The sequence below is a fragment of the Clostridium tetanomorphum genome (assembly GCF_017873215.1).
In the GTDB taxonomy this organism is placed as follows: domain Bacteria; phylum Bacillota; class Clostridia; order Clostridiales; family Clostridiaceae; genus Clostridium_AO; species Clostridium_AO tetanomorphum.
Window position 1 is genome coordinate 1 of sequence record NZ_JAGGKA010000012.1, and the last position, 12672, is coordinate 12672.

Annotated in this window: 10 protein-coding genes; 9 read left to right on the forward strand and 1 reads right to left on the reverse strand. The window is 28.1% G+C overall.

Translation table 11 applies throughout. The features are described from left to right. Positions 1–582 precede the first annotated feature (582 nt). From J2Z24_RS12190 to J2Z24_RS12220, 7 genes are all read left to right on the forward strand, one after another. The gene (locus J2Z24_RS12190; protein ID WP_035145565.1) at positions 583–1638 is read left to right on the forward strand and encodes a galactose ABC transporter substrate-binding protein; all 1056 of its coding nucleotides are present in this window, start codon (positions 583–585) and stop codon (positions 1636–1638) included. Between the two features lie 123 nt (positions 1639–1761). Further along, positions 1762–3273, forward strand: coding sequence for a sugar ABC transporter ATP-binding protein (locus J2Z24_RS12195; RefSeq protein ID WP_035145567.1), 1512 nt, complete (start codon positions 1762–1764; stop codon positions 3271–3273). Positions 3274–3294: 21 nt separating this feature from the next. Beyond that, positions 3295–4308: a galactose/methyl galactoside ABC transporter permease MglC gene (gene mglC, locus J2Z24_RS12200; RefSeq protein WP_035145570.1), complete on the forward strand. Its 1014-nt coding sequence runs from the start codon at positions 3295–3297 to the stop codon at positions 4306–4308. A gap of 246 nt (positions 4309–4554) precedes the next feature. Then, the gene (locus J2Z24_RS12205; protein WP_035145571.1) at positions 4555–5259 is read left to right on the forward strand and encodes a DUF1361 domain-containing protein; all 705 of its coding nucleotides are present in this window, start codon (positions 4555–4557) and stop codon (positions 5257–5259) included. Positions 5260–5328: 69 nt separating this feature from the next. Next, positions 5329–6069, forward strand: coding sequence for a DUF3298 and DUF4163 domain-containing protein (locus tag J2Z24_RS12210; protein WP_051593141.1), 741 nt, complete (start codon positions 5329–5331; stop codon positions 6067–6069). A gap of 258 nt (positions 6070–6327) precedes the next feature. Next, positions 6328–6834, forward strand: coding sequence for a GNAT family N-acetyltransferase (locus J2Z24_RS12215; RefSeq protein ID WP_035145572.1), 507 nt, complete (start codon positions 6328–6330; stop codon positions 6832–6834). 38 nt (positions 6835–6872) lie between these two features. Further along, on the forward strand, positions 6873–7058 hold the full coding sequence (locus J2Z24_RS12220) for a DUF4177 domain-containing protein (protein ID WP_035145574.1): 186 nt from the start codon (positions 6873–6875) through the stop codon (positions 7056–7058). A 57-nt stretch (positions 7059–7115) separates the two neighbouring features. On the opposite strand, the gene J2Z24_RS12225 is transcribed toward J2Z24_RS12220, so the two are convergent. Beyond that, positions 7116–8855, reverse strand: coding sequence for a methyl-accepting chemotaxis protein (locus J2Z24_RS12225; RefSeq protein WP_173680442.1), 1740 nt, complete (start codon positions 8853–8855; stop codon positions 7116–7118). A gap of 164 nt (positions 8856–9019) precedes the next feature. Here J2Z24_RS12225 and J2Z24_RS12230 point away from each other — a divergent pair, with 164 nt between their 5' ends. Both J2Z24_RS12230 and J2Z24_RS12235 read left to right on the forward strand, forming a co-directional pair. Then, the gene (locus J2Z24_RS12230; protein WP_035145770.1) at positions 9020–10183 is read left to right on the forward strand and encodes a glycosyltransferase family 4 protein; all 1164 of its coding nucleotides are present in this window, start codon (positions 9020–9022) and stop codon (positions 10181–10183) included. A gap of 36 nt (positions 10184–10219) precedes the next feature. Continuing rightward, positions 10220–12661 carry a sugar phosphate nucleotidyltransferase gene (locus J2Z24_RS12235; RefSeq protein WP_035145577.1) on the forward strand — a complete coding sequence of 814 codons (2442 nt, stop codon included), beginning with the start codon at positions 10220–10222 and terminating at the stop codon, positions 12659–12661. Positions 12662–12672 lie beyond the last annotated feature (11 nt).

Here is a 12672-nt window from a genome sequence, read left to right on the forward strand (position 1 = left end):
TTGAAGTATAATTTTTATGTAAATTAATGTGTTTGATCATATATTAATTTTACCATAAGTCTTTCACTCTTCCGAGTGGGAGATTTATTTTTTTATGCAAAAAAAACTGTCACACTAATTTTATAGTGCGACAGCCCTATTAATTTGTTTAAGGCAATATTTATATGTGAATAAAATTTATGGAATTGTATTTTCAGATAGGACTAAATTTTATTTTACATACATATAGTTGAATATATGAAAGAAATTTTTTTATTTACAACAAGTATTATTACAATATTAAGAAAAGTATTAATATTTTAGAGGAAAATAAAAATAAGTATAGAATTATTTATAATAAAATTTTGTAGATTACGTGAATGAAGTAATGTTTTTAATATTTGAAAACGTTATGATTATTTATGTTATGACGAATTTTATTGCTTAGTTACCTATAGATTATTTAGTTACCTATAGATTATAATGAGAGTTTTGTACATTGATTTATGCTATTGCTTATATGAAGAAAATTTTCGGTATTTAAGCAATAGTTAGGTTAATGTTCATATAAGTTAATATAAAAAATTAACAGGGGGGACCAAAATGAAAAAAGTTATCACTTTAATTGCTACTGCAGCCATTGCTACAACTATGATGGTAGGCTGTGGGAAATCAGCAAGCTCTACTAACTCAAATTCTGGAGGAGAAAAGAAGGAAATAAAAGTAGGAGTTGCTCTTTACAAATTTGACGATACATTTATTTCCACTGTAAACGAAGCTATAAAAAAGACTGCTGAAGAAAAAGAAAAATCTACAGGAGTAAAAATTAATATTAATGCTGTAGATGGACAAGGACAGCAAGCTACACAAAATGATCAAGTGGATACGTTTATTACTCAAAAATATGATGTTATAGCGGTAAACATGGTTGATCGTACTGCTGCATCAGTTATTATTGACAAAGCAAAAAAAGCTAATATACCAATAGTGTTCTTTAATCGTGAACCGGTAAAAGAAGATATGGAGAAATGGGACAAAATGTATTATGTTGGAGCAAAAGCTGAAGAATCTGGAACAATGCAGGGACAAATAATTGCAGACTATTGGAAGAAGAATCCACAGGCTGATAAAAATAAGGATGGTAAAATACAATATGTAATGTTAGAAGGGGAACCAGGACATCAGGATGCTATATTACGTAGTAAATATTCAATAAAAGCTTTAGAAGATGCTGGATTAAAAGTAGACAAACTTGCTAGTGACACTGCTAATTGGCAGAGAGCGCAGGGACAAGAAAAAATGGCAGCATGGTTATCATCTTTTGGAAATAAAATTGAAGTTGTATTTGCTAATAATGATGATATGGCTCTTGGAGCTATTGAGGCACTTAAAGCAGCAGGTTATTTTAAAGATAATAAAATGATGCCTGTAGTTGGTGTAGATGCCACAGCACCTGCTCTTGATTCACTTAAAGGTTCACAAATGCTTGGAACAGTATTGAACGATGCTAAGAATCAGGGGAAAGCAGTACTTGACATTTCCTATTCTCTTGCTAAAGGGGAAGATATTAAAAAATCAGTAGAAGGAATTACAGACAATAAATATAAGTGGGTTCCATATCAACCAGTTACAAAGGAAAATTTAAGCCAATTTAAGTAATATCAATATAGAAAACATTTTCTATACTAAAAATTAACAATTCAGGGAGTGAAGTTTAAACACTCCCTGAATTTAAATGATTTATTATAAGCAAGTTCAATCTTGTTGAAAGAGGTGTAATATATGGCACAGGAGTATATTTTGGAGATGCACAATATTTCTAAAAGTTTTCCTGGTGTAAAAGCGTTAGATGATGTAACGTTAAAAATCAGACCTGGAACGGTACATGCACTAATGGGAGAAAATGGAGCTGGCAAATCAACTTTAATGAAATGTTTATTTGGTATATATATTCCCGATTCTGGGAAAGTAATTTTAGAAGGTAAAGAAGTACAATTCAACAGTTCAAAGGATGCATTAAAGAATGGCATCTCAATGATACATCAGGAACTCCATCCAGTTCCTTATCGTAATGTTATGGAAAATATATGGCTCGGAAGATTTCCTGTGAAAAATATTATAGGAATAAAAATGGTGGATCATAAGAAAATGTATAATGACACTAAAAACCTTATGGAAGAGGTGCAAATGAATATAGAACCTAGTACCCTAATGGCTAAATTATCTGTATCTAGTATTCAAGGAGTGGAAATTGCAAAGGCAGTTTCATATAGATCAAAAGTTATTGTAATGGATGAACCTACATCATCTCTTACTGAAAATGAAGTGTCTCATCTTTTTGACATTATTAGAAAACTAAGAGCTGAAGGAGTATCAATAATATATATTTCTCATAAAATGGAGGAAATATTAGAGATTTCAGATGAAGTAACTATTATGAGAGATGGAAAATATATAGGAACATGGTTATCAAATGAGCTTACTACAGATACTATAATATCAAAAATGGTAGGACGTAATTTAACTAATCGTTTTCCAGAACGTGAAAATACACCTGATGAAGTGATTATGAAAATAGAAGAACTTACTTCAATAAATCCTAAGTCTTTTAAAGACATAACCTTTGAATTAAGAAGAGGTGAAATATTAGGTGTAGGTGGATTGGTTGGAGCGCAAAGAACAGAATTAGTAGAAGCTATATTTGGACTTAGAAATATATCTAAAGGAAGGATAATAATTGAAAATAAAGAAGTTAAAATAAAGAGTCCCATAGATGCTAAAAAATATGGCATAGCTCTACTTACAGAAGAACGTAGAGCTACAGGGATTTTTCCTGTACTTTCTATAGAAGACAACACTTTAATTGCTAGTATTGATAGGTATATAGATTTTAATCTAATAATTAATAAAAAGAGAGGCATAGAAGATGTAACTAAAAGTATTAATAAAATTCATATAAAAACTCCTTCTATTAGGACTCTTATTAGAGATCTTTCTGGAGGAAATCAACAAAAAGTTATATTTTCACGTTGGTTACTTACTGAGCCAGACATACTTATTCTTGATGAACCTACTAGAGGAATTGATGTTGGTGCTAAATATGAAATATACACCATTATTGCTGATTTGGCTAAACGTGGAAAGAGTATTATTATGATATCTTCAGAGATGCCTGAGTTATTAGGTATGTCTGATAGAATCATGGTAATGTGCTCTGGAAAAGTTACAGGAATATTAGATGGTAAGGAAGCAAGCCAAGAACTTATCATGAACTATGCTACTAAGTTTGCATAGACAAGAGAAGGGGGTCTAAATATGTCAGAGGGAAATGTAAATTCAGAAGTAAAATCAAAAGATAGAAATTTTAAAGAATTTGCTAGTAAAAATGCAATATATTTAGTACTTTTGGCTTTATTAGTTGGTATTGGGGCGATGGATAGTAGTTTTTTATCCTATGTAAATTTACGTAATGTACTTATAATAGCTTCCGTTCGTATTATCATTGCTTTAGGGGTAGGAGGAGCACTTATAACTCGTGGAACAGATCTTTCAGCAGGTCGTGTAGTTGGACTTACAGCTTGTATTGCAGCCAGTTTACTTCAAAGACCTGATTATGCATATAAATTATTTAAAGATCTACCTAGCCTGCCAGTGGCTATACCAATATTAGCAGCTATACTAGTAGGACTAGCAATAGGGTGTATTAATGGAGTAGTGGTAGCATATCTTAAAGTACCACCATTTATTGCAACTTTAGGTATGATGGTTATTGTATATGGACTAGCGTGTATATATACAAATGCACAACCTATTGGTGGGCTTAGAAATGATTTTACTAGCATAGCTTCTGGGGAAGTAGGAATTATACCTAATTTAATAATAATAGCTGCAATAGTAGCTTTTATAATATGGTTTATATATAATAAAACACGTTTTGGAAAATATATTTATGCTATAGGTGGAAATCCAAGTGCTGCAGAAGTATCAGGAGTAAATGTTGAATTTACATTAGTAAAAGTATATGCTTTAGCAGGTGCTCTTTATGGATTAGCGGGAGCATTACTTGCAGCAAGAACTGGTGGAGCAACAAATAATTATGGACTTATGTATGAACTTGATGCTATAGCTGCTGCTACTATAGGAGGAGTATCTACTTCAGGAGGTATAGGAAAAGTATCTGGTATCATAACTGGTGTATTAATTTTTGAAGTTCTTAACAATGGACTTGTTATCCTTGGTGTATCAGCGTATTGGCAACAGGTTGTTAAAGGTATAATAATCATTGGAGCTGTAGCATTTGATATTCGTAAATATTTAGCAAAGAGATAATAACATATAAAATATAATTTTAATATAAAGAACAAAGGAGAGTTAAGATTAGGATATCTTAACTCTTTTTGTGAATGAAGTCATTCTTAGCTTTGAATGGAGTTGATTCAAAGAAATGCATAAGTAAGATCTAAAGTGATTGGATATTATGGTTGAATATTTATGGAATAATATGTAAAATAATATATAGGTGATAATGTATAATAGATTTTGTGGAGTAAAATTGTTTATTTAGAGGAGAAAGCTGTGATTAGAAGTATAAATAAGATAAAAAAGTTAAAAAATTATTTTATCATAATAACTTTGTTTTATTTTATTTGGATTTTATTTGGAGGAAATTTAAAGCAAATATATATGATTTGGAATATTATTCTAGCCTGGGTTCCATTAGAAATTGCTATGTTAATATATAACTTTACTAGTAGTAGAATTAAAAAGAAAAGTAAAAAAGTAATTATACTCATGTTGGGAATAATATGGTTATTGTTTTATCCTAACTCTCCATATATAACTACAGATTTCATACATCTTTCAACTAATAAATATTATTTTTCTAATCCAGACTATAAACTTTATTCCAATGTTCCCCCAATTATTTATAATGAAGATGTGTCTATATGGCTTGATTTTATAAATATTGGAATAGGAGTTTTAATAGGATGTATAGTAGGATTTTTATCCTTATACATAAATCAAAGTATGGTAAAGAAATATTATAATAAATTTTTATCATGGATATTTGTTATTAGTGTTAATTTACTTAGTGGATTTGCAATATATCTTGGTAGATTTATTAGATGGAATAGTTGGGATGTAATATTAAATCCTAAGAGTCTTATGATAATATTATTTAATCATGTAAATAATCAATCTTTATATTATACAATTATATTTGGAGTTTTCAGTTTTATGTTATATTTAATTATCTATTTAATAATTGATGTAAACTAAAATAGAACATAATATTATAATTTTAATATATTAATATAGTAAGTAATTTGAATTAAGGAAGGAATAGAAATGTTCTATTGCAATTGGTGTTCTTTCTATAATTTTTGTAGGCTAAATGATAATTTTAAACCACATTTTTATAAAGATATATTAGAAAAGAATTCCAAAGAATATTATAGAAATGAAAATTATATGTACAATAATAAAAAAATAGAAAAGGTAGAATTAGAAGAACAAATTCTTTCTCCTACAAATTTTAAATTAACCTATCCTTTTATAATGAGTTTAGAAGATGAAGATTTAAAGGAGAGGATAAATGAAGCCATCATTGATGAAGTATTATATTTATTTAAAAATCAGGTAATGGTAGCTGAAAAAATTAATTTTCAAGAAATAATAGGCTTTTATAAAGTTACCTTAAATGAAAAAGGGTTATTAAGCATACTTTTTAGTCTCTATACTTATACAGGAGGAGCACATGGATATACTGCATACAGTTCTTTGACTATTGACTTAAATACAGGAGAAATATATGAATTTGAAGATCTATTTAATCCTAAATTTTATTATAAAGGATTTTTAGACAAGATTATTTATGAAAAGATAAAAGAGATGGATGTGCCACTTATTGAGGAATATAATGGGATAACGGAGAATCAACAATTTTACCTCACTCCAGAGTCATTAGTTATTTATTATCAGGTTTATGAATATACGCCTTATGCTTATGGATTATTTAAAATTGAAATACCATATACAGAAATAATAAGTGCCTTAGGACCAGTTAGTCCTATACAAAGGTTAATATAGTAATATAAGAAAGAGTGTTGAAAAATGATATGCTCTCCTTGTGGTAGACAGTTAAAATAATAAAACTGGTTACTTCAAAGGGAGCATATGAAAATCAGCACTCTTTTTAAGTAGTTTTATTTTGATATTAAGTTTATTTAAAAAGATTATGAAGTGTTATTTATACCATATAAAACCTTATTATGATATAATTACAATAATATTAGTATTAAGTATAAAATGTATATTTAAATTTTAATATAAATTAGGAGAAATATTATGAGTTATTTTATAGACACAAAAATAGAAGAGTTTAAGTTAAGATTTGCAGAAGAAAAGGACATACCTTTAATTCTAAAGTTTATAAAAGAATTGGCAGCCTATGAAAAGCTATCTAATGAAGTAGTTGCTACAGAGTCAGTATTAAAAGATTCTTTATTTAATAAAAAGGCGGCAGAAGTTATAATCGGAGAATATAAAGAAAGGCCTGTAAGTTTTGCTTTGTTTTTTCACAATTTTTCTACATTTTTAGGAAGATCAGGTATATACTTAGAGGATTTATATGTAAGACCTGAAATGAGAGGAAAAGGAATAGGAAAAATAATGTTTAATTATTTAGCTAAACTTGCTATAGAAAGGAATTGTGGAAGATTTGAGTGGTGGTGTTTAGAGTGGAATAAGTCTTCAATAGAATTTTATAAAAGTATGGGAGCAATACCTATGGATGAGTGGACAGTATATAGAATATCAGAGGATAAATTAGAAGAATTAGCGAAACAGTGGTGAAGTTTAATTTCAATTTTTAACTTGAGGAAAGAGTGTATATGTATGAATATAAATTTGTTAGTACAGACGTAGAGGGAATATTTACGGAAGAAAGTTATGAGAAAGTAATAGAAGATCATGCTAAAAAAGATTGGAGATTAGTTCAAATACTTTTAAAAGATTTTAATAGCAATGGTAGGCCTAGGATTTATCAGGTAATTCTTGAAAGAGAAATAGTAGATTGATTAGAGGGTAAAGTAAAAGCTATAGCAAATAGATTGCTGTAACTTTTACTTTATACATTATATTTTAAATTTTCCTAATTCTTTTTCTAATGTATCAGAGTGCGATGTAAGGCTATTAATAGATAATGTTATTTGTTCAATGGAAGCACTTTGTTCTTCTGTAGAAGAGGCAACTTCTTGAATAGTGGAAGTATTTAGTTCTGTTATATTGGCGATGTTAAATATAGACTTATTTACAGCTATTCCATTCTCATTAGTATACTTTATTTTATTTGAAACTTCTTTTATTTCTTTAGTTAGTTGTAAAACAACATCTTCTATGTTTTTAAAAGAGATTTCAGTATTCTCAAATGAAGATATTTCTTCTTTCATGGATAGTTGAGCTGTTGTTATTTGATCACTAACTGTTTTTATATCTTTTTGAACATCCACTATTAAATTACCTATTTCTTCTGTGGATTCTTTAGAAAGTTGAGCTAGTTTTTTTATCTCTTCTGAGACTATAGAAAAGCCATTTCCATATTCTCCAGCTTTAGAAGCTTCTATAGCTGCATTTAATGCAAGAAGATTTGTTTGTTTAGCTATTCCATTAATAACTTTTATAATTTCACCAATTCGTCCAGATTTATTAGACAGGTTAGAAGTTGAATAAATAACTTTTTCCCAAGTTTTCTTATTATGAAGTATTTTGTTTTTGCCATATTCAATGCTTTTAACACCAGAAGTTAAAACATCTTCAACTTGATTTGTGAACTTTTCCATGCTTTCTGTGCTTCTGGCAATGTCGTTTAATTGTTTTACAATGCTACCTATCTTTGTACTTCCTTGTTGAGCTAGGGATGATTGCTCTAGAGATTGTTGAGCAATGTTATTGGTAACACAAGAAATTTCATCAGAGACTTTCATTAATTCTATGGAAGATATCTTTATATTATTACAAGAAGATGATACAGTTAAACTTAACTCCTTTGTGTTAGAAATCAAATTTTTTATTTTTTCTATAAAATTATTAAAATTATGTGTAAGTTCACCTAATTCATCTTTGGTGTAAATTTCACCTTTAACTGTAAGATCTCCATTACCTGCATCTACCATAATTTTTTTCATTTGTTTTATGGATTTATAAAGATTTTTATATGTAAATATTAATAGGATAGAAATTAAAATAGTTAATAGTATACTAACACTAATAATAGCTGTTAAATTGTTTTTAAATATTTTACTATCTTTTGCAGATTTATCAATCATTTTTGCCATATCAGAATTAGCTTTTTCTTCAATTAATTTTACAATAGCATCCATATTGTCTGTAGGAGCTCTATCTATTCCTTTTACTAATAAATCTATTTTACGATAACTTATACTGTCCTTAGCATCATAGTTTTTTATACTATCTATATATTTTTTGTGTAATTCTTCATGTGATTGTAAAGATTTATCTACTAATGATGTATCTAAATTTAATCTATTCATATTTTCCTTTAACTCAATCAATCCATCTTTAACATTTTTATCTTCTTCTAAAAATTGATTATAATATTTTTTAAAGGAGTCCTCTTTGAATCCTCTAAGTAAAATGTTTTTCCATTCTTGTACTTGTTTTTTGAAGTCTACTTGTATTTTTCTACTATCATTAATCAGATGAATAAATTCCTGTGAAGTATATAAGTTTTCTTTAGAGGTTTCTCTGAATTTATTAAAAGAAATCCATGAAAATATTCCAAGAAATAGAGTAAACATAATAACGAAAATTATCATACTGTAAAGCTTTAACTTTATTCTATTAGTATTTTTCATATTGTGGCCTCCTTAATAGCTAAAAATTCAGTATATAATGAATAAATAGACGCTTTATAAAATAATGTATTATAGTATAATTATACCAAAAGGTATTTTTGTTTTTTTATATGTTAGTTAAAAATTGTTAAGTTTATGTTATTTTTGCATGGGGGGATTAGATTATGAAAATATTAATGTTAAGTTGGGAGTATCCACCAAAAAATGTAGGAGGACTTTCAAATCATGTGTATCATTTATCCAATGAGTTAAGTAAGCTTGGAAATGAAGTTCATGTAATTACATGTGAGGAAGGTACAGCTCCAATAGAAGAAAATGAAAATGGAATTTTTATTTATAGGGTTACTCCCTATAAGATAGATACTAATGATTTTACAAAGTGGGTTATGCATCTCAATTTTGCCATGATTGAGGAAGCTATTAGATTGATAAATAATCAGGGAAAATTTGACATAATTCATGTTCATGACTGGTTGTGCAGTTATGCAGCAAAAACTCTAAAATGGTCCTATACTATACCTACAATATGCACTATTCATTCTACAGAACATGGAAGAAATAATGGAATAAGAACAGATATGCAAAGATATATATCTTCTGCAGAATGGCTTTTAAGTTATGAATCTTCTAATATAATAGTTTGTAGTAAATATATGAAAAATGAGTTGGAAAATATTTTTAAAATTCCAACGGAAAAAATCAATATTATTTCTAATGGTATAGATATAGATGAATTTAGTTTTGAATTTAATAAGGGTGAATTTAGAAAAAAATATGCAAAAGAAGATGAAAAAATCATTTTCTTTGTGGGGAGACATGTTTATGAAAAGGGATTACATGTTTTAGTAGAAACTGCTCCTGAAATATTAAAAGAAAATGATAAGGTGAAGTTTATTATAGCTGGGACAGGCTTTATGACAGAAGAACTTAAAGATAGAGTAACACAAATGAAATTAGAAGATAAAATAATATTTATAGGATATATAGATGATTTTGAAAAGAATAAGTTGTATAAAGTAGCTAATGCTGTGGTAGTTCCGTCTATTTATGAACCTTTTGGTATAGTAGCATTAGAAGCCATGGCAGCGGGGTGTCCGGTAATAGTTTCAAATACTGGAGGATTATTAGAAATAGTTAACCATAAGGTCAATGGATTAACCTTTATAAATGAATCAAGAGAGAGTTTAAAAGATAATGTATGTGAGTTGTTAGAAGATAAAACTCTTTATAATAGATTAAGAAGAAATGCTTTAAAAGAGATACAAAAGAAATACTCTTGGCATAGTATAGGGAAAAAGACAGAAAAACTTTATTTGCAAATAAAATAAAATTCAACTCTGAATAAATTAGGGGGGATGAGTTATATGAAAGCCATGATTATGGCAGGAGGCCAGGGGCAAAGGCTTAGGCCTCTTACATGTAATATTCCAAAACCAATGATGCCTATTTTAGATAAACCGATAATACAGTATACTATTGAACTGTTAAAAGATTATGGGATTAAGGATATAGGAATTACATTACAATATTTGCCTGATGAAATCATGGATTATTTTGATAATGGAGAAGAATTAGGAGTTAATATACGATATTTTATAGAAGAATATCCTTTAGGCACTGCAGGAAGTATAAAAAATGGGGAAGAATTTCTAGACGATACTTTCTTAGTTATAAGTGGAGATGCTTTTACAGATATAGATATATCCAAAGCTATAGATTTTCATAAAAATAAGAAAGCTATAGCTACAATTATATTAAAAGAGACACCAATACCTTTAGATTTTGGAGTAGTAGTTACAGAGGAAAGTGGGAAAATTACGGGCTTTTTAGAAAAGCCTAGTTGGAGGGAAGTTTTTAGTGATAAGATAAATACAGGAATATATATTTTAGAACCTGATATATTTAAATACTATGAAAAAAATCAAAAATTTGATTTTAGCCAAAATCTTTTCCCTCTATTATTAAATAATGGTGAAAATATATATGGATATGTGGACAATGGATATTGGTGTGACATAGGTAATGCTGAGCAATATATGATGTGTCAATTTAATATATTAAATGGGGAAATAAAAGCTAAGGACAAAGAAATAAATTATGATAAAGGAATATGGATAGAAAAGAATTGCGAAATAAGTTCAGAAGCTAAATTAGAACCCCCGGTATTTATTGGAAGTGGTACTAAAATATATAGAGATACATCAGTTGGTCCTTATGCTATTCTGGGGAAAAATAATATTATATCGCCAGGAGCCACTGTAAAGAGAAGTATTACTTTTGATAATTGTTATATAGGAAATTGTTCTGAAGTCAGAGGGGCAATACTTTGCAAAAATGTACAGATTGAATCTATGGTTTGTGTATGTGAAGAAAGTATTGTTGGAGATAATACTTTATTAAAAAAGAGAACCATTATAAAACCAAATGTTAAAATATGGCCTGATAAAACTATTGAAAGTAGATCAGTTATTGATTCTAACATAATATGGAATGAGAAATCCTCTAAGTTGATGTTTGGAAAATATGGAGCAAGTGGAGAAATAAATTTAGATATGACTCCAGAAGTTTTATCGAAATTAGGTTCAGCTTATGGAGGTTTATTAAAACATAATTCTAAGGTGTCTATAAGTTGTAGCAATCATAGAAGTGCTCAGATGATTAAAAATTCTATATCCATAGGATTATTAACTGTAGGAATACAAGTCTATGATTTTGGAACAATAACTATTCCTATGGCTAGAAGTACTATTTTATTTTTGGAAGTTGAGGGAAGTATACATGTATTTATAGAAGAAAATGATCCAGAAAGAGTTAATATTTTATTTATGGATAAAGATGGGGTAGATATTGATAAAACTATGGAGAGAAAAATAGAAAACAATTTTAGAAAAGGTGATTTCAGAAGAGTAAAAGGGGAAGAGCTTAAAGAATTGGTTCAATTATCTCATTGGGAAAAGTATTATATTAACCAAATTGTCAATTCAATATCTTACAGTGAATTAAGAAAAAAAGTATTTAAAGTTGTATTAAATGTGAAGGATGAACTAGTCTATAGTATTTTAAAAGAAATATTTATGGAACTTGGTATAAAAATAAAAATATATGAAAGATATAATGATATTTCTGGATTAAAAAAAGAAGTTTTAAATAGTACAGCAAATTTAGGAATATGGATTAATAGTTATGGTGATAAGACTATTTTAATAGATGAGAATGGTAACATTATAGAAGATGATGATTTACATGCATTAATAGCATTTATAATTCTAAAAACTACGGGTATTAAAACATTAGCAGTACCCATAAATTACTCTTCTTCTTTGGAAAATGTAGCGGCATTGTGTAATGTAAAATCTATAAGAACGAAAACTTCTCACAGAAATATATTGGATACTTATTTAAAAAATGAAAAAAAATTATCAAGAAGAGATATGGTTAATTTATATTTAAATACTTTAGATCCTATAAAGATAACTATAACTATAATGGATTTTATGACTAAAAATAATCTCACGTTATCTTCTATAATGGATTTAATACCTAAATATTATAGAGTAAAAAATGAAATAATATGCTCTTTAAATGAAAGAGGCAGAGTAATGAGAAATATTATAGAAGAAACTAGTGAACATTCTATAGATATAATGGAAGGCATAAAATTAAAATTTAAAGATTGTTGGGCATTAATTTCCCAAGATGAAGAAGAACCAATGTGCAAGTTATTTGTAGAATCAAAGGATAAAGAAGAAGGGGATAAAATTGCAGATTATTTAATGGATACAATTAACTCTATAGTAAAAAAATAATTACTGCTTTT